Annotated in this window: 18 protein-coding genes; 14 read left to right on the top strand and 4 right to left on the bottom strand. The window is 42.2% G+C overall.

The window, feature by feature from the left end; translation table 11 throughout:
- Positions 1–92 precede the first annotated feature (92 nt).
- The 8 genes from FHW88_RS29205 (at position 93) to ligD (ending at position 10,402) form a co-directional block, all read left to right on the top strand.
- Positions 93–3,392: an ABC transporter permease gene (locus FHW88_RS29205; protein WP_218117336.1), complete on the top strand. Its 3,300-nt coding sequence runs from the start codon at positions 93–95 to the stop codon at positions 3,390–3,392.
- 620 nt (positions 3,393–4,012) lie between these two features.
- Positions 4,013–4,387: a hypothetical protein gene (locus FHW88_RS29200; RefSeq protein WP_176629006.1), complete on the top strand. Its 375-nt coding sequence runs from the start codon at positions 4,013–4,015 to the stop codon at positions 4,385–4,387.
- A gap of 465 nt (positions 4,388–4,852) precedes the next feature.
- Positions 4,853–5,020, top strand: a complete 168-nt coding sequence (locus FHW88_RS29195; protein WP_176629005.1) for a hypothetical protein — start codon at positions 4,853–4,855, stop codon at positions 5,018–5,020.
- A gap of 49 nt (positions 5,021–5,069) precedes the next feature.
- Positions 5,070–5,681 carry a DUF2652 domain-containing protein gene (locus FHW88_RS29190; RefSeq protein ID WP_176629004.1) on the top strand — a complete coding sequence of 204 codons (612 nt, stop codon included), beginning with the start codon at positions 5,070–5,072 and terminating at the stop codon, positions 5,679–5,681.
- 37 nt (positions 5,682–5,718) lie between these two features.
- Complete coding sequence (locus FHW88_RS29185) at positions 5,719–6,726, top strand: bestrophin family protein (RefSeq protein WP_176629003.1); 1,008 nt, start codon at positions 5,719–5,721, stop codon at positions 6,724–6,726.
- A 56-nt stretch (positions 6,727–6,782) separates the two neighbouring features.
- Positions 6,783–7,784, top strand: a complete 1,002-nt coding sequence (locus FHW88_RS29180; protein ID WP_176629002.1) for a hypothetical protein — start codon at positions 6,783–6,785, stop codon at positions 7,782–7,784.
- Positions 7,785–7,808: 24 nt separating this feature from the next.
- Positions 7,809–8,261: a carboxymuconolactone decarboxylase family protein gene (locus tag FHW88_RS29175; RefSeq protein ID WP_176629001.1), complete on the top strand. Its 453-nt coding sequence runs from the start codon at positions 7,809–7,811 to the stop codon at positions 8,259–8,261.
- Positions 8,262–8,326: 65 nt separating this feature from the next.
- A complete protein-coding gene (ligD, locus tag FHW88_RS29170; RefSeq protein WP_176629000.1) occupies positions 8,327–10,402 on the top strand; it encodes a DNA ligase D in 2,076 nt (691 codons plus the stop codon).
- Between the two features lie 218 nt (positions 10,403–10,620).
- Here ligD and FHW88_RS29165 read toward each other — a convergent pair whose 3' ends face one another.
- Positions 10,621–11,238, bottom strand: a complete 618-nt coding sequence (locus FHW88_RS29165) for a DsbA family protein (protein ID WP_175489946.1) — start codon at positions 11,236–11,238, stop codon at positions 10,621–10,623.
- Between the two features lie 312 nt (positions 11,239–11,550).
- On the opposite strand from FHW88_RS29165, the gene FHW88_RS29160 reads away from it, so the two are divergent.
- Genes FHW88_RS29160 through FHW88_RS29145 form a run of 4 tightly spaced genes read left to right on the top strand, consistent with a single transcriptional unit; the run spans position 11,551 to position 14,831 of the window.
- On the top strand, positions 11,551–12,117 hold the full coding sequence (locus tag FHW88_RS29160) for a DUF2652 domain-containing protein (protein WP_176628999.1): 567 nt from the start codon (positions 11,551–11,553) through the stop codon (positions 12,115–12,117).
- A 32-nt stretch (positions 12,118–12,149) separates the two neighbouring features.
- Entirely contained in the window at positions 12,150–13,160 is a 1,011-nt protein-coding gene (locus tag FHW88_RS29155) for a hypothetical protein (protein WP_176628998.1), read from the top strand.
- Between the two features lie 42 nt (positions 13,161–13,202).
- Positions 13,203–13,541, top strand: coding sequence for a YciI family protein (locus FHW88_RS29150; protein ID WP_090525871.1), 339 nt, complete (start codon positions 13,203–13,205; stop codon positions 13,539–13,541).
- Between the two features lie 45 nt (positions 13,542–13,586).
- Positions 13,587–14,831: an RNA polymerase sigma factor gene (locus FHW88_RS29145; protein WP_176628997.1), complete on the top strand. Its 1,245-nt coding sequence runs from the start codon at positions 13,587–13,589 to the stop codon at positions 14,829–14,831.
- On the opposite strand, the gene FHW88_RS29140 is transcribed toward FHW88_RS29145, so the two are convergent.
- On the bottom strand, positions 14,824–15,327 hold the full coding sequence (locus FHW88_RS29140; RefSeq protein WP_176628996.1) for a hypothetical protein: 504 nt from the start codon (positions 15,325–15,327) through the stop codon (positions 14,824–14,826). The two genes, FHW88_RS29145 and FHW88_RS29140, sit on opposite strands and share 8 nt — an antisense overlap.
- A gap of 301 nt (positions 15,328–15,628) precedes the next feature.
- On the opposite strand from FHW88_RS29140, the gene FHW88_RS29135 reads away from it, so the two are divergent.
- Together FHW88_RS29135 and FHW88_RS29130 are read left to right on the top strand one after the other, a co-directional pair.
- Positions 15,629–17,233, top strand: a complete 1,605-nt coding sequence (locus tag FHW88_RS29135; protein WP_218117335.1) for a sigma 54-interacting transcriptional regulator — start codon at positions 15,629–15,631, stop codon at positions 17,231–17,233.
- 77 nt (positions 17,234–17,310) lie between these two features.
- Entirely contained in the window at positions 17,311–19,389 is a 2,079-nt protein-coding gene (locus FHW88_RS29130; protein WP_218117334.1) for a sigma-54 interaction domain-containing protein, read from the top strand.
- Between the two features lie 192 nt (positions 19,390–19,581).
- Here FHW88_RS29130 and FHW88_RS29125 read toward each other — a convergent pair whose 3' ends face one another.
- Positions 19,582–20,322, bottom strand: coding sequence for an SDR family NAD(P)-dependent oxidoreductase (locus FHW88_RS29125; RefSeq protein WP_176628995.1), 741 nt, complete (start codon positions 20,320–20,322; stop codon positions 19,582–19,584).
- Between the two features lie 51 nt (positions 20,323–20,373).
- A complete protein-coding gene (locus FHW88_RS29120) occupies positions 20,374–21,228 on the bottom strand; it encodes a helix-turn-helix domain-containing protein (RefSeq protein ID WP_090525875.1) in 855 nt (284 codons plus the stop codon).
- Between the last annotated feature and the right edge of the window lie 82 nt (positions 21,229–21,310).

Genomic DNA, 21,310 nt, shown 5'->3' with positions numbered 1-21,310 from the left:
CTGTTGATCTGCCAGACAGCCTCATGGGTTTAGGCCCTCTGATTTACTTTCAGGTATTGAAGAAATGCCGGCCACTTGAAAAGCTTACATCAATGCACACATGGCATTTCCTTCCCTTGCTCATCACTTTAGGCATTCCGTTATGCTATCCCGCAAAAGCGACATGGCTAAACGCGTTCTCCCCGGTTTCAGTCCTGCTTTACCTGGTGGCGGCTCATCGGGAAATAGTGGCCATGTATCATAGCCGAACCTTTATCGAGGGTGACCGTAACAGGAACGAAATAGAATGGCTTCACCGGCCTTTGATAATGTTAGGCGCAGTCTGGCTGCTCTTGTTAATTTTAGGGACCGGACATTATTTAATGATCAAAAATCCGGTACTATCCGCGATTGAACACTTCTTGTACCTGCTGTCAGCCATGTTGTTGATCTGGCTCGCCTTCCGGACTTTTATTCGGACACAAGGAAATTTGGATGTACCAGGAACCTCAGCTATAAAGCTTAACTTGAATGCTGATCTGAGACGTAAGGGTGGCCAATTGAAAGCAGCTTTGAAGCTGGAACACTACTACCGGGACCCGGAACTGGACCTCCGGTCGCTGGCTGAAAAAATGGATGTTCATCCTAATGAACTTTCCAGGATCATTAACGCGGTATTCAAAAAGAGTTTCAATGAGTTGATCAATGAATACCGGATCAATGACGTTATGCGAAAAATGCAGGACAGAAATTATGACCACCTGACCTTGCTCGGCATTGCTTATGAATCTGGTTTTAACTCTAAATCCACTTTCAACCGGACATTCAGGGAAATGACAGGACAAAGTCCCGCCGAATATAAAAACGAATTAAAAAATAAGCGCCCAACTTATAACCTGGGACGAACAGGACACTTCGCTGGCCGACCTTCGGGTCATAAAACAGCCACGATTCAGGCTAAACTGGAATTAAAGCGAAAACTCATGTTGAAAAATTATTTAAAAATCGCCTGGCGTAATTTAAAGCGAAACAAGATCTACACGACGATCAACATTACCGGATTATCCGTTGGTATTGCAGCCTGCCTGCTGATATTCCTGGTCATTAAATTTGAAACGAGCTTTGACGATTACCACCAAAAGCGTGACCGGATCTACCGGGTGGTCAGGATCAGCAACGGGCCCGACGGGGTGCATGCGGGCGTTGGCACACCGTTGCCGATAACCGAAGCTTTGAAACTTGACTTCCCGCAACTGGAGCAGGTGGCCAATATCATGCAAAATTCTAATTCGCACTACACCGTGGATGACCTGCAACATACAGGCGTTGCCCGAAAGTACAGGGAGCCGCTGGCTTATTACGCCGATCCGGAATTGTTCGGCGTGTTCGATTTCAAGTGGCTGGCGGGTGATCGAAATACCGCGCTTTCGGCACCAAATACCATTGTGCTGTCCCGCGAGGAGGCCAATAAATTTTTCGGCGATTGGCGGACCGCCGTGGGCAAAACGGTGAAGTTCGAAAATGCGCGCGACCTGCAAGTCACCGGGATATTTGATGATACACCGGTCAACACTGATATCCCGATGAAACTAGCCGTTTCATGGGCGACATTAACGGTGGCAGGCGGAGAACTTTATGATAGCCAGCAAGACTGGGTTAGTACCTTTGGGGCGAAGAACTGTTATGTGGTTTTGCCGCCCGGTTTAACGGCCGAACGGTTTAATAAGGACCTGCTTGCTTTTGCAAAGCGCCACTTGCCCGCAACTCAGCAAAAAGGTGGAAGCTACCAATTGCAGCCATTAAGCGATATACACTACAATACCGACACGACCGTTTACAGCGGACATCCTTTCAGCAGGCAGCTGATCAATGTGATCGGCCTGATCGGATGCTTTCTGTTGCTGATCGGCTGTGTTAATTTTATCAATCTGGCTACCGCGCAGGCGGTCAACCGTTCAAAAGAAGTGGGGGTGCGAAAGGTAATGGGCAGCAGCCGGCTGCAACTCGTTCTGCAATATATGAGTGAGACTATGATCATTACCACCCTGGCGGTATCGTTGGCCGTTGTGATGGCGGTATTGGCCGTGCCGATGCTCAATAACTTGCTGGATACTGAATTACGCCGTTCTTTTTTAAATGATCCTGTTATCATCATGTTTTTGTTGGGCGTCATTGCCGCCGTTACGCTGGTCGCCGGGCTTTATCCGGCCTTTGTACTTTCCGGTTTCAATCCCGTCGCAGCAATGCGTAACCAGGTGACCGCCGGCAGGGCCAGCGGCATGTCGCTCCGCAGGGTATTGGTACTGGCACAATTTTGCATCGCTCAGTTTTTGGTGATCGGAACACTGGTCCTGCTGCGTCAAATGGACTATTTTCAAAACAAACCGCTAGGATTCAATAAAGACGCAGTGATCACTGTCCCGGTTCCTGCAGACAGTTTGAGCCGATTGAAATTAAACAGCCTGAAGAATGAGCTGCTCACGCAATCCGGCATCAAAAATGTCAGCCTGAGTTTGTTCGGGCCATCTGATAAGAGCGGTTGGGCTACGGATATCAAGTACGACAACGCTGCCAAACCGGCAAATTTCGCGGTTAACTTAAAATGGGCAGACCGGGAGTATTTCAAATTATACGAAATGCAATTCGTTGCCGGCGGGCCATATCCGCAAGGCGATGTGGTAAAAGGCTATGTGGTCAATGAAGCGCTGGTTCGGCAACTCGGCATCTCCGATCCGAAACTGGTCATTGGCAAATATATTATGCTTTGGGACCGCAAGGATCTCTACGCCCCGATCACCGGCGTTGTTAAAGACTACCATATCAGATCTTTGCAAAACGCCATTCCACCGGTTTTGATGGGCGCTTCTTTGAATCAGTACGCAAAACTTAACATCAAGATCGATCTGCACCATGTTGATCAAACGCTTTCAGCAATTGAACGGCTATGGAACAAAACCTATCCTGCAGGAGTCTATGAGTATCAGTTCCTGGACCAGACCATCGCCAATTTTTATAAAAAGGAAAATGCGCTTGCGGTGCTGTATGAGATCTTCGCATCGGTTGCCATTTTTATATCTTGCCTTGGCCTCTATGGTTTGGTTTCGTTCATGGCGGTACAACGAATCAAGGAAGTCGGCATCCGTAAAACGCTGGGCGCGTCGGTGATCAATATCGTCTATTTGTTTTATAAAGAATTCACGGTGCTCATTCTAATTGCCTTTGCCGTCGCTGCGCCGATTGGCTATTACTGCATGGAAAAATGGCTGCTGGATTATACCTACCGCATTCAGATAGGACCCGGCGTATTTGTGATAGCCATCGCCAGCTCCGTTTTTATTGCCTGGGCTACTGTCAGCTCAAAGGCGATCAAGGCGGCGTTGACCAATCCGGTAAAGAGCCTAAAGAGCGAATAATTTTTTAATGTTACCCAGATCAACGGGATTGTAAGAGGCACTATATGGATATTCCGGTATGCTTGACCATGCTGTTACGTGCTTTTTAGGGCAACGAATTGTGTTAGTGGATCTTAAACTTGGCTATTTACTTCAAGAAGATAGCGTGGTCAAAGTGTAACGGAACACTGTGAACTCTTTTTCGGAATGCACTGGTCAACAGATCCGGATTATCCATGCTGGCTTTTGAGTCGGATTTTTTTGCGTTGAATTATGGCTGGGACAGAACATCTAAAAAAAGACCGGTAATTGATTCCTTTATTTTAAAAAATATATTTTCGGTCTGGACAACTTGCGATGCCTGCCAAACGCTGCTTTTCAAGTATATCCCTGCCACATATAATAACATTCAAGTTTCGTATTTAATCGTCCAATCGTAACGCTCTATTTCGTCAATCCAACCCGTTTATTGTCGAAATAAGGTCTATAACTTTACTATGAACACACGCTTAGTCTGAAAATCAATATTTTAAAAACTGGCATCGGTCTTGTCTCGCTCTCCCTATAATGATAGCTTAAACACATCTGGTTTAACTACAATTCCAACAAACAAAATAATTAACCCTCAAAAAATTAAAAAGATGAATAGTGAACAATTAATTGAATTAACCCGGGAACTGATTTATCACGCAACGCATTTTGACGTGGAATACGTTAATAAAGCGTATGCTGATAAATTACTTATTGTAAAAGTTGACGAAGATGGTGTCGTTGACACTATGAATAAAGAACAACTCATGGTTTTCATAAAGCAAAACAAAGATTTAAACACCGAACCATTATCTACTAAAACCGAATATCACTACGCTGTATGTGATGGGGATATGGGTATGGTTGTAATTACGCGTGAATTGGTTTTTGATGGAAAATTGAACAGAAAATATTTTACAGTGATTTGGGAATATCTATCAGGCAGATGGCAGGTTGTTAAAGAATCGGCAGTGGTTCGTAATTAATAAATCACAACCAGTTTCTACCTCATATTATCTTCCGTCTTCCGACCGCAATGGCCTGTACAGGTCTCCATTATCAAACAACCAACAGCGTACTGTCTTGCTGTTGGTTGTTTGAGTTTTAAAACATATTTCCGAAGCCTATCACTTTCCTGGCCGTGAAAAGCCCGCCATTTTAATTCGCTTATCACGGGTGTAAAAAAGCTTTCGATTCCGCTTTGCTTCTCTCAAGGCCCTATCCTCTCCTTCAATACGCTGTATTTGGTGTAACATCAGCATGTTCGGCGAAATAAGGTGCAATTAAAACTCAATCAAATCAACAAACAACTCAAAACCAATTAATTACCAGATGGCACAAGGCTTGCAAAAAGTAAAAAGCCGTCTCGCTGATGATTCAGAACATCAATACAGACTGAGCAAGGCGATAAATAAGGCTGGCAACAATTTAAACATTAAAAAAACATCAACATGGGAAACTGGCTATTCGGATCGCACAGCGATCCTCACAAAAAGAACGATCAATCAGAAGAAATGGCATCAGAAGGTTACGATCCAAATGAAGAAAGCCTTGAGGAAGGAGGCGAATATATGGACGACTCATTAAGGATGATTGAACAGCCGCTTCAGGATGAATAAAGCGAGCTGAATATATATCCACATAAAATCTAATTAAAACATTGAAGGAATGAACGAAGATCATAGGGGAACCATTTTTATTGTAGATATCAGCGGCTATTCAAAATTTGTTACCGAGACGGAGAATGAAGCAGGAAGCCTGATTGTTTGCAGTCTGCTTGAGTCAATTATTGATGCCAACCGGCTTTCATTCAACATTTCAGAAATTGAAGGTGATGCTATACTTTTTTACAGGCATGGCTCGGCTTTCCCTGTTAAAGAAATCCTTTCACAATTTGAACTTATGCTCGAGGCATTTAAAAACAGGCTCAAAACCTTTAAAGAAAGTTTTCCGCAAACCAGCTTTCTTTCAATTAAACTGGTGGTGCATTACGGGGTGATCGGGAGATTTGCTGTTGGGAGTTATTCCAAACTATTCGGTCAGGCTGTTGTAGAAGCGCATAGGCTTTTAAAAAACGGCATTGATACGCATACCTACGCGCTGATCACTAAAGAATATTTCAACGAACAGCGACAAAACGATTTTATGCTACCAGACGAAGCCACCGAGGTTTGTGAACTATATGATGTTGACCGGCTTTGCTACACCTATTTCCCGTTCAATACCGGTCCGCTCCCATTATACGCGCAGGATTTAAACCTCGGGCAAACAGGCACCTGAAACCATAAAACTTCATTCAAAACAATCATCTATCAATATGCACGCCGGAAAATCATATAAACTGCCAGAGTTCCTGGTTTGGACCAGACGAAAAATATACAAGCTTTTTGTGCTTGGCCTTATACCTGTCATCCTTTATGAGGTGCTGGGGTTTAAATGGCTTGATATTCCCTGGGCTATTATAGGATTGGTGGGTACAAGCGCCGCATTTATAGTTGGTTTTACTAACACGCAAACTTACCGGCGTACCGACGAAGGGCAACAAATGTGGACCAGCATATTCAGTCAAAGCCGGGCATGGGGACTTATCAGCCGCGATTTTTTTAATAATCCAGAGAAAAGCAAACTACTTATTTATCGCCACATTGCCTGGCTCACGGTTCTGCGTTTTCAGCTAAGGGAAGAGCGCATTTGGGAAAGCGTTGGTAAAAAGCACAACGCCGAGTACCAACAATACTATACCGTACCCGAATGGAAAACGCCACTTGAGAGTGAACTCATAAATTATCTTCAGGACGATGATTTGAGGCACATCATCAATACCAATAATAAAGCCACCCAGATTATGGCCTTACAAAGCGGAACTATTAAACAATTGTATGAACAAGGCGAAATTGCCGTGCTACAATTTGTAGAAATGGAACGCGCCATTCGCGATTTTTATACGCAGCAGGCTAAGGCTGAGCAAATAAAAAACTCACCCTATCCCCGTCAATATGCCATTATCAATACCTTTTTTGTCTGGCTGTTTTGCATCATCCTCCCTTTTGGCATGCTTAAGGATTTTGATCAGCTCAATAACGAGGTGCAAGGTATAATGAAAGGATACATGGTTTGGTTAGTGGCACCGTTCAGCACGCTGATATCATGGATCTATACATCTCTTGAACAGGTTGGCGAAAGCACCGAAAACCCGTTTGAAGGCAGTGCTAATGACGTACCCATTTCGCAAATGAGCCGGAGCATTGAAATTGAATTAAGAGAGTTTTTGGGCGAAAAAGATCTGCCAATCGAATTAACGGCTCAAAATAACATTGTAATGTAAGCGATACCTGATTTAAAACTCTGAAACATAATTAATGAACCTAAAATAAATTAAAGATGGAAACATTAAACATGGAAATTAAAAACACGGCACCTGTTTTAACCAATCTTTTACAGATTGTAGAAAGCGGTTTGCTTTCAGAAAACATTTACCTCACACTTACAGACGAAGGTTCAGAACAATCTTTATCCGGCTTAAGGATAAACAAACTGGGTGTTACCGAAGCACCAATCCCTGAAATCCTAAAGCTTTTAGGTATCCGCAGTATCACCTTAAATGCAAGTCATGATTTTACCGAGCTGTCAAAACTAACGGTAACACTACCACCTGCGGAGGTTGAACAATACTTATGGACATTTTTCAGGGATAAAACTGTTATTGCCGAACTACGCTCATTATTTAGCAATTGCCACACTATTGCTTTTGATGATTGGGCAGCCATCACAGGTGCCTCTAACCTTTGGAACGGTTTATTGGCTGAGGTTATAAGGCCACTGGGCAAGAAAGATCTTGAATTTATCTTTTACCTGGGAGATCCCGGGAATAAACTTTCCTTCCAGGTAGATGAGGCAATCGATCTTATCAGCGAGTTTTCGCACCATGGCCAGGTAACCTTTGCCCTTGATGCAAGCGAGGCGATGAAGCTATGGATGGTATTGAACGGTGTAAACCCCGATACTCCATTAGAAGGGCAAACCCCGTCCGATCTTAACAAAAAATACTTCTCCATTTATAGAACGATGGACGTTAGCCGCCTATTGATATACTCAGCCGACAATGCAATATTATTCTCAAGCGATCAGCAATTTGTACTTAGTCGAAAAAAAGTTGAGCACCATATTGAAATAAGCGCAAACGCAAGGCAAGATTTTATTGCCGGCTTCAGCATTGGCTTGTTAAAGCACCTTGACATTGCTCATTGTATAGCACTCGGTCTTATTGTATTTGGCTGCTACGGCGAATTTAACTCAAAACCCGATCAGCAAGATCTGTCGCTATATATCCAAAACTGGATCAAAGATCTCGAAAAACCCGATAGCATACACCTTTACGAATAAATAACAATCTTAATTTAATTATCAATGGAACAAAGAATCGATCTATTTGCCAAAGGGGCAAACACACTTAAATCGCTCTTTCAGGCTGGAGCTTACCTAAAACATTCTAAGATAGAAGCACCGCTTCAGGAACTGATTTTTTTCAGGGTATCCCAAATGAATGGCTGTGCTTATTGCCTGGATATGCACTCAAAAGATGCCCGCGCGCACGGTGAAACCGAGCAGCGTTTGTATGGAGTAAGCGCATGGCGCGAAACACCGTATTTCACAGATCGTGAGCGTGCAGCTTTAGGCTGGGCTGAGGCCGTAACTAAATGCGACGTGTCCGACAGTGTTTACGAACGTGTAAAACCTCATTTCACCGATGAAGAGCTTATCGATCTTACACTCGCTGTTACAACCATTAACACATGGAACAGGTTTAACCTTTCCTTTCCACAGGTTGCAGGAACTTACCAGGTAGGTCAGTTTGGTTGATCAACCTTTTGCATGGGCCGGGCTTTACCAGCCCATGCAAATTTCAGCAAACAGCCAACACAACCATGACAACCACCCCGAATCTTGATATGGATAAGAACCCCGCTTTTAACGATGAAAAACAACCAGGGCAATTAACGTTAGATGAACTGCTGGCAAACGCTCCCTTAGCAACGTTGCCGCCGGATTTTAAACCTATGAAACCGACTCTGGTTGATGCTCCTTTTAACGATCCCGACTGGCTATTTGAAAACAAATGGGATGGTTACCGGGCAATTGCCGTTATTAATAAACATAACACCAAACTGCTTTCACGTAACGAAGTTTCATTTGCCAAATACTATCCCATTATTGATGTACTAAATACATGGCCATGCAATGCAGTTATTGATGGCGAGATAGTAGTAATGGGTAACGACGGAAAAACCGATTTTGGAGCTTTGCAAAATTGGGAAAGTGAAAAAGACAGTACACTGGTATACCAGGTATTTGACATCCTATGGTATGAAGGCCGCAATCTGATGGGGTTACCGTTGAAACAACGGCAGGCAATTTTAAAGTATATTATACTACCGGGCAACCATATTATCCGCCGAAGCATACCTGTACCTGCTAATGGAACAGTTCTGTTTGCAAATGCCGAAAAGCACGGCTACGAAGGTATAGTTGCCAAACGTGCCGATAGCGTTTACACGCCAGATAAACGCTCAAAAGCCTGGTTAAAAATAAAAGTACAGCGCAGGCAGGAAGTAGTTATAGGTGGATTTACTAAAAACAAAAGCACCATCAAACCATTCAGCGCTTTACTATTGGGCGTTTACGAAAACAACAAATTGCGGTTTGCTGGAAAAGTTGGAACGGGCTTTTCGATAGACTTGCAAACCAAAATGCTGCAAAACTTTACGCAATATATTACTGATACCAATCCTTTTGATACTGAAGGCACAAGCCAGATATCACCGCTAAATAAAAGGGCGCCGGGCGAAACATTTACATGGCTTAAACCCGAGCTGATATGTGAAGTTAATTTTGCCGAGATCACTAAAGACGGGCTTTTAAGGCAGGCATCATTTAAAGGGATGCGCATTGATAAACAGGCCATTGATGTAATTTTAGAAACACCTAAAGATATCATTGAAACCATAGCCGGTGAAGAAAGTAAAGGGAGTACTTCTCTATCATCTGATCAGCCCCCAGCAACCACTTTTATTCCGCGGGGCAACGATTCGGCAACAATTAATTTTAACGGATCCGAATTGCAGTTTACTCATCTTAATAAGATTTACTGGCAACAGGAAATGGTGACAAAACGGGACATGCTTAACTATTATATAGCTGTTGCCGAGCATATGCTCCCCCATCTCTACGGCAGGGCGATGTCATTAAATCGCTTTCCTGATGGTGTTGGCGGCCCGCATTTTTATCAGAAAGATGTTACAGGCAGGGCCCCTGCCTGGGCTACCACTTATGCACACGATACAGCCAAAGGTGAACATCATAATTATATAGTAGGTAGCGATATTTCGAGCCTGTTGTGGATGGCCAGACAGGGCTGTATTGAGATAAACCCATGGCTAAGCCGTGTTAACTCACCCGAAAATCCTGATCATTGTGTGATTGATCTTGATCCTGACGAACATAATACTTTCGATCAGGTAATTGAGGCGGCGCTTATGGTAAAGAGAATAGCTGATATGCTTGGCATTCCTTCATTCCCAAAAACATCCGGATCAACCGGCATCCATATCTACATTCCACTGGGCGGGGGATATACTTATGAACAATCGCAGGTGCTTGCTAAACTCATCGTATCTGCCGTTAACAAGGAGTTACCTCATTTTACTACGCTTGAAAGAATGACAACTTCCAGGCACGGCAAAATGTACCTTGATTTTCTACAAAACCGGCCTGAGGCTACTATAGCCGGTGTGTATTCGCTCAGGCCTAAACCAGGTGCAACCGTTTCGATGCCGCTACATTGGGATGAAGTTAAACATGGACTAAAAATGCGTGATTTTACTATTTTCAATGCTATAGACCGGCTTAAAGAAACCGGCGACCTTTTTAAAGGGGTATTAAACAACGGCATTGACCTGCTCAACACAATTCAAAAAGCAGAGAACCTGTTTGGTAACCATTGATTTATGACGACGTGCTAAATAAAATATATTAAAGGACAGCTTGCCACCCGCCGTAACGAAGATGACGGGTGCCAGCTTATCGAGGATGTTGTAATGGGTATGCACTTTCCACCCGTTCGTGCATAAAACAAACCTACGCCGGCATAGCATAGCTATGCAAACCGGTCAGCAACGCGATAAGTCGGCGGGCGGTAACACCTTTAACTATATCTGATTTATCAATCACTAATCCTTTTCATCAGCTCTGCAAATACCGTCACCGGCTGGGCACCGGTTATTGAATACTTTTCATTGAATAGAAAAAAGGGGATTTTGCCAATGCCTATACGTTGTGCCCGGTGTTCATCGGCCCTTACTTCGGCCGAATAGTTATCACTTTCCAAAAGTGGTTTCGCATCAATACCAATTTCAGAGGCCAGCGTGATCAATTGTTTTTTACTGCCGATATGTTTTCCCTCCTCAAAATAGGCTTTAAAAATCCTATTATTCATTTCCACTTCTTTACCCTCATCTACAGCAAAATGAATTAGCCTGTGTGCATCAAAAGTATTTGTTCGGATCACTTTATCAAAATCGATGATCAATCCTGCTGCCTGGCCAGCGGCTGCTATAGTATCTATTGTTTGCTTTGCTCTTAGTGGAGATAATTTATATTGACGCGTTAAGGTGATATACTGTGTTTCATTATTATCAACCGCTATTTCCGGATCAAGCTCAAAGCTACGGAGCACAACGTTTGGCTGCTCACCGGCATGTAGCTTAATAGAGTTTTCTAAATGCTTTAAACCGATATAGCAATAAGGACATGCCACATCAAACCAAATTTCAATTTTCAATACTTTATGTTTAATCTAACTAACAACCAATATGACCGGATTGGACAAGATTTATAATATTTTATTTCATACCTATAAATCCTATCTTCAATAATTGTCCATATTTAATTGTACTGACCTCATTTAAAACACCATATTTCGTGACTTCTACTACCCGTCGTCGAAATGAAGTATAAAGCCAACCCACAAAACAAGATAAAACACTAACCAACAACACGTTAATACGTGGCATCTACATTGCCAAATTCATGCTCAAATACAGCATTCTAAAGTGTCGTAAAGTGTTGTTTTATAAAATGAACCGATTACACCATGGAAAAAGATTTAAAAGGCAATATCTTTATTATTGATATCAGCTATTATATAAACTATATTGAAGATATCGATAACGAGATACGCGCATGCATTATTGATAAATTATTAAGATCTATAATCAGGGCTAATCATTTATCCTTTCTGATATCAGAGATAGAAGACGATACCATACTCTTTTTTCGCTATGGACCAGCCTTTTCGGTTCGGATAATTTGGGGACAACTGGAAGCAATTCTTGCCTCGTTTAGCTGCGAATTGGATTTGCTGAAATATTATGTACCTGCAGCCCATCAGCCATCTGTTAATATCGTTATACACTATGGTAACCCTGGTAACTTTTCAAAAAAAGAGCGCTCGGAGTTGCAGGGAACTATTATAGCCGGTCCTTATAGTTTGTTAAAAAATAAAACGGTACTGCATACGCATGCCTTAATTACAAATCAATACCTCGAAGCGCAAGTACAGGAAGCAATACCTACCGAAGGCCGGGTTTGTGAATTATACCATGCAAGTACGCCTCGCAATTTGTCGCTGCAAATTGGCAGCTTTTCAAAAACAGCATAAGCCAACCGCAATTATTAATGCTAAATATTAAAATGATGCAAGCGTTTGAGATGGAAATTGTGAATTCGGCCCCGGTATTATCAGCACTTGTTGAAACGATAAAACAGGCGGGCAAATCAAAAAACACATACCTGCTATGTGAAAAGCAAAGAAAAATGACGGACTCTAAACTTCACAAAACATCACCAAATTCATTAGGAATAAAGGAATTAACGTTACCAGTTTTTTTTAAAAAATTAGGTATCAAAAGCCTGATGATGTGCAATGGCTATGACCTGTCATCATTAACCAAATATGAGTTTATTGTTTTAAACGAAAATAAATGCGAAAACTCCTGGCATGACATAAGAAATGACCAGCTAATTGCCGACCTGCATCTCCTGTTCAAAAAATGCAGGGCAATAACTTTTAACGATTGGACAGATCTGGTAGGCGCGTCGGGCTTGTTGACAGGGCTATTTGACGATGTGATAAAACCGCTTAATAAATCAAACCTCGACTTTATTTTTTATTTAGACGATCCAGGCAAAACGCTTTTTTATCAGATTGATAACATCCTTCAAATAGTCAGCAAATTTGGTGTTAAAGGTAAAGTTACTTTTGTACTTGATGAGTTTGAGGCGGTTAATCTTTGGATGGTACTCAACGGTGAAATGCCCAATACAACATTCAATATCAATACGCCTTATGGTTTAAAAAAGAAGTGCTTTTCCATATTACGCACTATGAACATCAACCGCCTGCTCATCTATTCGGTAAATAGCGTGATCCTGTTTTCAGAAGACCAGCAATTTATATTTGCACGAAGAGATTTTGATCAGATAGCCGAAATTGCCGCTGATGCAAGGGATAAATTTATTACCGGCTTTAGTTTCGGATTACTCAGCAAGCTTGATATTCAGCATTCTATAGCACTTGGCCTTATTATGCTTGGAGTGCAAACCGAAATGAATATCTCCCCCGACACTGCGCAACTTCTTTTGTACATAGAAAAATGGCTTGCCGATCAGGATCAAAATAATGATAAATATTTGTACCAGTAAATACCGACTTTTGTTTAACCATCAAATCATAGATAAAAGATTATGAAAGAATTTCTATTTCTGTTTAGAAGGGATTACAAAACAGCCGAAAACCAACCCACTCCCGAAGAATTAAAAACGCATTTAGAACATTGGCAAACCTGGTTTGACGAGCTTGCAAAAAAAAATATACTTGCCAGGCCAACTCAGCGCTGGGATGGCGTAGGAAAAGTTATTGAGCGGGGTAAAAGTACTACCAATGGCCCATTTGCCGAAATTAAAGAATCAATAGGCGGAATGATCATCATCAGGGCGCTTGATTATGATGAAGCTGAAAAAATTGCACAAGGCTGTCCTATTTTTGAACTTAACGGTTCGGTAGAGATCAGGATGGGATTATAAACTAATGAGGCTGACGAAGATGATTGTATACAGGGCGAGGATTTTATGAATAAACCGGATTTAATTCCAAACCTTTTCCGCACCGAATATCAAAAAATAGTATCGGTGCTCATTTATCTATTTGGCATCGAATATATTGAAATAGCTGAGGATATTGTAAGCGACACCTTTCTTTCAGCAACCGAACTTTGGGCTACAAAAGGGACCCCCGAAAATCCAACAGGTTGGCTCTATACCGTAGCAAAAAACAAAACCCGCAATTATATTAAACGCCACAAGGTTTTTGAAGAGAAACTGGTTGCGGCGTTGAAAACAGAAGAAACTGTAAGTAAAGAAATCGAGGTCGATCTATCTGTTAAAAATATAATCGATAGTCAGTTGGCAATGATCTTTACTGTTTGCAATCCGGTTATATCAAGCGATTCGCAGGTGGCACTCGCTTTAAACCTGCTTTGCGGCTTTGGCATTCAGGAAATTTCGGCTGCTTTTTTAACCAATAAAGAAGTAGTATACAAACGGATAAACCGGGCCAAAGAAAAGCTCAAAGAAGCCAAAATAGCGATTGAACAGCCATCGCTTAGCCAGATCACCGCCCGGCTTGATAGCGTTTTAAAAACCCTTTATCTTTTATATTCTGAAGGATACTACTCTACCTCACAAAATATTCTGTTGCGCAAAGATCTTTGTGAAGAAGCCATGCGCCTCACTTTATTACTTGCCGGCAACAACACAACAAACACGCCTGAAGTTAACGCGCTACTGGCCCTGATGAGTTTCCACTCCTCCCGCTTTGATGCCCGGTTAAGCGATGCCGGCGACGCTATCCTATACCAGGATCAGGACGAAAATTTATGGAACCAGGAATTGATTGAAACGGGCTTATATTTTTTAGACCGATCGTCGCGCGGCGACCATTTAAGTAAATATCACTGCGAAGCCGGAATTGCCTATTGGCACACCCGCAAAGCCGATTCGCCTGAAAAGTGGGAGAATATCCTACGGCTGTATGACCAGCTATTGCTTATAGAATACTCCCCTACCGCCGCGCTTAACCGCGTTTTCGCACTATCAAAAGTAAAAGGAAAACAAAAAGCCATTGCAGAGGCAGAAAAACTAAACCTTACAGATAACGTTTTTTACTATTCGTTACTGGGAAACCTGTATACCAACGTTAATGATAGTAAAGCATTGAGCAATTACAAAACTGCTTTGAACCTTTCAGCCTCAAATACCGACAAAGCTACGATTCAAAAAAATATCGAACTTTTAAAAATAAAGATGGCTAATTAAGTCTACCGCCATTTTCGAAATGTCTTTTAGTTATTAAAGAAATTGGCAAACCAACCAGTACCATGTGCCAGATAACGCTGATGACAACAGCACTTAACTCTACCGGAGCCGGTTGAATTTTGCTAAACGGGATAATTACCAGGTTCATGAACAGCCCAATGGCAATCCCCAGTAAAAGCCCCGAAATAACAGGCCATTTTCTTAACGGGCTTATTACAGGGTACAGGTAAAAATAAACTGCGGCGATAACGAATGCTATCATTAAATGCAATAATGTACCGATAATAACCGTGGTGGTGCCTCCCGAAAATGCTTCAGCGCCATAAATCGCGCTCGCGATGTATTGCATAACCTGTGCCGGGCTCAGTCCCAGCTTGAAATAAAATACTACCGATGCTGCCATGCTATCCAAAATGCCGGCAATGATTCCCGCTGTTAATATTGTGCGGGCAGCACCTATTTTTTGTTCGGTGTCTGCCAGGATGTTTTGTCTCATATCCGTTTTAGTTGAATTGAAAACCTAACAACAACCGACATTTTATTTTTGGACAACCGCATTGTTTTTTTCACGACGAATTTCTGCCTGGGCTACTTATTTCAGATGCAGCAGAAGGAATATAGCTAAAAGGAGTTAGGCGTTATTTGGTGGCAGAAGTCACAGCCGGGCGGTATTTCGTTCGTGTGCTATACCCCTTATCCCATCAATACACTTACCATTAAGCGTTTATCATAACTGGCATAGTTTTATATAAATCCAAATTGGCTTTTAACCTTTCGGTAAAGTCATTTTAAATTATATGAAAGATACAAGTACCGAATATTTCACAGACGATATGATCACAGTGGCAGAAGACATGGAGGCTGCTGAACCTGTAACCGAACAAGAATGGGAAACCACACTCCTGCTTGATTTTGGTAACGCAATAGCTGCCGTAAGGAGTAAGGAAGATCTTTTTGATACCGTAAAGTTGTTTTTGCGAAGATTAAATATACTTCGGGGATATGCCATCAGAATGATTAACGATGATGGCAAAACCATGAGTACCTATGTACATGACCGTGCCGTTACCACTCCTGATGATCCTCTGATACTTGAGGTGGCCAAAGCGCGCTATCCTATTAAAGATGGGATACAGGATAGGGTGTTAAATAGCGACACACCCGTTTTTTTAATAGTTGATGAAGAGATTGCGCGAGGCCACGATGCAGGGTATCTGCATTTTTGGAAAAGTGTGGGCTTTGTAAAAGTAGCCGGAATGCCTTTGCAAACAGCCTCCCGAAAATGGGGTATTTTATGGCTGGCCATGGAAGAAATCAACATTCAGCTTGTTGAAAGCCTTTGTTCGCTGATATCAATTGCCATATCAAACATCAAAACCAACGAACAAATCCTCATTCTTAAAGAAAAACTGGAACAAGAAAACCAATACCTTAACGAGCAGCTTAGCAATAGCTATAGTGCCGAAATTGTGGGGCAACATCCTGCAATGCACAATGTATACAAACTCATATCTCGGGTTGCGGGTGCAAGCTCTTCGGTATTGATACTGGGCGAAACCGGTACAGGAAAAGAACTTATTGCAAGGGCCATACATCAGGCTTCTCCCCGAAACAACAAATTAATGATCAAGATCAATTGTGCGGCAATGCCGGCAAACCTCATAGAGAGCGAACTCTTCGGTCACGAAAAAGGATCGTTCACCGGCGCGTTTGAACGTCGCATAGGCAAATTTGAACAGGCACACAACAGTACGCTATTTTTAGATGAAATAGGTGAGCTCCCGTTAGAGTTACAGGTAAAACTATTAAGGGTTATCCAGGAACGTGAGTTTGAACGGATAGGCGGAAAAAACACCATTAAAATTGATGTAAGGATAATAGCAGCCACCAACAGGAATCTTGAAGAAGAGGTAGAGGCCGGCAGGTTCCGTGCCGATCTTTATTACCGTTTAAATGTTTTCCCCATTCAGCTACCGGCCTTAAGGGAACGCAAAGAAGACCTTATTCCCTTAGCCAACTTTTTTATCAGCCGCTACAGCAGGCAAACCGGCATAGCGGTAAAAGGCATGACTGCCGAAGTAGCCCGCACTTTGCAAGACTATGACTGGCCGGGTAATGTACGCGAACTTGAACACTTGATTGAACGCAGCATCCTGCTCACAAACGATAACAAGCTAAGAGACGTTCATCTTCAGGGAATTAAAATAGATCAATCTGTTCAAGACGACGCTCCGCCATTAACCATGGAAAGCAGGGAGCGCTATCACATAATTGGCACGTTAAAACGCTGCAGCGGAAAAATAGGCGGCGAAGGCGGAGCCGCCGAGATATTAGATATTCCGTCAACCACACTTCATTCAAAAATGAGAAGGCTGAAGATCACAAAAAAAGAATACAAGTAACATCCCCTTTTTGACGGCGAACAGGGTAAAAAGGGATCTTAGACAAATAAAAAAAAGAAAAAGGAGGCTAAATGCTAATGGAAAGTGAAGACGAACGGGACGAGATAATACTTTTGTTAAAATGCGAACTGGCAAAAGTTAAAACGCAGGCGCAATTAATGGTAGCGATCGACAAAACCTTAAAAAAACTGGTAAACTTTAGCCAGGCCACATTGCTGTCATGCCAGGAAGATGAAAGTACTTACCGGATCTTTTTTATGGGTAAGGCCTCTGGTGGCTCTACTGGATATTCAAGCTATAATGAGATCATATCCTGTTCGTATTCGTTTTGCGACGATTTATCCGGGTTTATTTCAAAAGCTGATAAAGCACAAATTTTCGATATCCGCACATTTAACTTAGCCGTAGCACCTCAATGGCTTAAGTTAAACTACGCGTCGGGAGCCCGTGAACTCATTGTAAAAAACCTGCCCGGTGCCGGGGATACTAAACATACTCTTATCCTCTTTGCAGATAAGTTAAACTCGCTTACAGATACACATATACAGTATGTAGAAACAATAGCAGGGCAAATCGGCAAAGCCATTAATAACATCGCTGCCCACGAAGCTGTATTATACAAAGAACACAACAAAGCATGCCTGCTTAAATTTGCTACTGACCTTGCTGCTGTCAAAAAAAAGGGGGATCTGGAAGCCGCTATTTTTAATATTCTGGATCAACTTATAGGCATAAAGCTATCTATGATCAGGCTAATAGAAGATGATGGAATTACTTTAGTTCCTTATCTATATGATAAAAACGCCGTTTTTAAAGATGAAGAGCTATTTAAACAACTATTGGCAAAAAATATAACTATCGACGAACCTATTTCGGCCAGAGTACTGGATAGTGATGAGCCCGTTATATTTAATATCGAAGCTGAGCAAAAGAGTGGCAACAGCAGCCCGTATATAACCCTTTGGAAAAAGGCGGGTAAAAAACATATGTACGGCGCCCGTCTATGTATTGGGAATGAAAATATAGGAACACTTTGGCTGTTGATAAACGAACTGAATACCCATCTGTTGAAAGGCCTTTGCTCACAAATATCGGTAGCCATATTCAACATCAAAGCCAACGAACGGTTATTGGCCTATCAAAAGCAACTGGAAACGGAAAATGATCATTTGAAAGAACAGATCAAAACCATCCACAATTTTTCGGGGATAATTGGTATCAGCCTGCGAATGCAAAAGGTTTACCAGTTGATGTCGCGGGTGGCCGATTCAAATTCAACAGTGCTTATTTTAGGAGAGACCGGTACCGGGAAGGAACTGATTGCGCGTGGGATTCATGACGCCTCGCCCCGGAAAAACAAATTGATGATAAAAGTAAACTGCGCTGCTCTTCCGCCCAATCTCATCGAGAGCGAGCTTTTTGGTCATGAAAAAGGATCGTTTACCGGTGCTTTTGAACAACGGATAGGCAAGTTTGAGCTGGCCAATAACAGCACTTTATTTTTGGATGAAATTGGTGAACTACCGCTGGAGCTGCAGGTTAAATTACTCCGTGTTATCCAGGAGCGGGAGTTTGAACGCGTAGGCGGAAAAAGCACAATAAAAGTTAATGTGAGGATAATAGCAGCAACTAACCGCAACCTGGAAAAAGAGGTAGTGGCAGGTAAATTCCGATCTGATCTGTATTACAGGCTTAATGTATTTCCAATCAATTTACCATCATTACGTGAACGGGTCGAAGACATACCCCCATTGGCAAACTTCTTCCTCAATAAATATAGCAGGCTTACAGGATACAAAGTTGGCTCAATAGCACCCAAAGTTTTGCAGCAATTGAAATCGTATTTATGGCCGGGAAACGTACGGGAGCTGGAGCACATTATTGAAAGAAGCGTTTTAATGACAACCGGCAACGTATTGCGGGAGGTACATTTGCCAAACACAAAACAAAGCGATAACCAGGCCATCCCCCATTTTAATCAAACTATCGAGGAGATGGAACGAAACCATATTATTAATATCCTGAAACAATGCGAGGGCAAAATTTCAGGAGCGGGCGGTGCGGCCGGGGTATTGGCTATTCAACCAACCACCCTGCATTCTAAAATGCGAAAATTAAATATCGCTAAAAGGGAATACATGAACCATGCACAGTAAGCTAATAGAAAAAAGGGATTCACTATTTGAATAAATGAATCCCTTTAGCGCGTGCATATTGAAGGTTCAAAGGTAAGAGCCCAGTCCGCCTCCCTAAATCAACGCTAATATTTTGGTACCGGTCAATTATAGCCTTTTAATTATCGTAAAACTGCTCCGTTAAATTTCGCCACCATTTATTAATCGGTACATTTAGCTAACGGATATGCCACCATCAACAGGCAACACCACCCCGGTAACCCAATTGGATCCTGAATCGATCAATAGCGCTGTATTAGCTACAATATCTTCAACATCTCCTCTTTTTTGTAAGGGGATAGTTTTTGCTTCACTTTGCTGGATAGCGAGTATAATATCTGCCGAAAGGCCGGCATTTTCTAAAACGGGGGTATCTGTAGGGCCGGGTGCAACGCAATTTACACGAATGCCGAGCGGTGCCAGTTCCAAAGCCCATATCTTTGTAAGCATGTTAAGGCCGCTTTTTGCCGAGCCGTAAGCGCTAAGCTGAGCGTAAGCTTTTATACCATGGCTACTGCTTACGTTAATGATTTGCCCTTTGGTGGCAGATAAAAATGGCACACAACCCGCAGTGAGTAAGCTTGGAGCTATCAGGTGAACCTGGTACATCTCCTCTAACTGGTCCCTGCTTATTTCGGGCAAGGGTGTAATGGCCACATGGCCTGCATTGTTTACCAGCACGTCAAGTTTGCCGTTCCATTCATCTTTTATGAAATCGATGATCTTGTTTTCCTGTGCGTTTTTCAGGCTATCGTATACGATGGTATAAATGCCGGGTAACTCTGCCGCCAGTTTTGATAACTTAGCGTTGTTTCGGCCGGTTGTCAATACCCGCCAGCCTTTGTTATAAAAATGTTTGGCAAGCCCCTCTCCTATACCCGAAGATCCTCCTGTTATTACAATGTTCTTTTGCATTTTTTGTGTATCTAAAATTGTGTTCTAATTATTCATTTGAGTCCCTTACAATCATGCAACCGCGTTAAAAGGACGCTGGAAATGAAGCCTGAATGTTTGCGGAGCAGTTTTAACCTGTTTACTAAAAAAACGGATAAAATAAGAAGGATCATCATAACCAAGTTTATAGCCAATTTCCTTTACCGAGAGATGCGTGTAAACCAAAAGCCGTTTAGCTTCCAGTATTATCCGTCTCTTGATTATTTCATTGGGTGTGTAGCAGCTGTGTTTACAAATCCGTTTATTCAATGCTTTTGCACTGATATTTAAAATATTAGCATACGATGCCACATCGTGGTGTTTAAAAAAATTGCGCTCAACTAACTGGATAAAGAACCTGCAAAAAACCGAATCGTGCTGAGCAGATAGAATATCCGGCCCCTGAATACGCTGGCAAATACGTGCAGCCTTAATGACGATCTGTTTTAATAAAACCCGGACCATTTCTTCCAGGTTAATATCATTTTGGGTTATCTCCTGCCTTACCTCGTCAAAAATAGATAAGATGATGTCTGCATCCACAGTGCTAAGTGCTATACCAGATACCTTTTGAACTTTATCAAAAAGCAGTTCATCGCAGGCTATTTCCTGGCTATGGAGGCTTACTCCATAAAGATCCTGATCATAGTATATGATGCTGCCCCTGAAGCCTTCAGAAAGCTTGAGCATTTGCGCGGCAGTTACAAAAACAATCCCGTCCTGTTGTACCAAAACATCTGTAAAATCAATACTCAACCTGCTTCCATGCCTTACATACACTATCTTAATAAAATCCCTGAGCTGATCGATGAACTGGTCGGACTGGTTTCGCCCCTGAAAATCCAGGATCCCAAATCTGTTAAAGGCTTTTTGTTTAAAGTGTTCCATCTTAATAATCCATATCGGCAGCAATGCCGCTCTGTCTAATGGACTACAATCAATATACCATGAATTAAATAATTGACTATCA

The sequence above is a fragment of the Mucilaginibacter sp. SG538B genome (assembly GCF_013376065.1).
Classification (GTDB): Bacteria; Bacteroidota; Bacteroidia; order Sphingobacteriales; family Sphingobacteriaceae; genus Mucilaginibacter; species Mucilaginibacter rubeus.
Note: the sequence above shows the minus strand (reverse complement) of the source record. Positions and strands in the feature narration are given on the sequence as shown.